Annotated in this window: 1 pseudogene; it reads left to right on the top strand. The window is 72.7% G+C overall.

What is annotated here, in order from left to right:
- Positions 1–481: pseudogene (locus AC01Y6_RS10970) on the top strand (recombinase XerD); the annotation flags it as partial.
- Positions 482–630: the final 149 nt, after the last annotated feature.

Here is a 630-nt window from a genome sequence, read left to right as displayed (position 1 = left end):
GCGGGGGCCCCTCGCCTGGGGCACCGTGGAGCGGGCCCGGGCGGGATTGAGGCATCTCTTCCCCTTCCTGGACTGGGCGGGGCACCCCATGCCTTCCCACGTGGTCTTCCCCTCGCGGCAGGAGCTCCCCGTGGTGGCCCCCTCCCGGGCCCTGCCGGAGGAGCGGTACCGGGAGCTCCTGGAGAAGGCCGAGGCCTATCCCCTGGCCTACTGGCGGCCCCTCCTTCGGGTCCTCCTGGTCCTCCTGGGGGAGGTGGGCCTCACGGTGAAGGAGGCGGTGGAGCTCTGGAAGGAGGACGTGCGGGAGAAGAGCCTCCTGGTGCGGGGGACAGGCTCCGGGAGGTCCCCCTCTCCCCCGAGGCGCAGAAGGCGGTGGAGGAGTGGCTTCCCCTCCGGGACTACCTGGCGGGGCTCCACCCCATCCCCTACCCCCATCTTCTCCTCCGCACCGCCCGGGGGAAGGGACGGGGGAAGCCCTTGAGTCCCCTGGCCCTGCGCCTCCTCCTGGAGGACCTCGAGAAGCTCCTCGAGGTGGGCTACGCGGCGAGCCAGAAGGGAGAACCCCGCGCGATCTTCCGCGGCGTGCAGCTGGAGTTCTCGGAGGCGGGCCTCCGCGCCGTGGCCTCGGAC

The sequence above is a fragment of the Thermus sp. genome (assembly GCF_056332225.1).
This window is presented reverse-complemented; position numbering and strand designations above follow the sequence as displayed.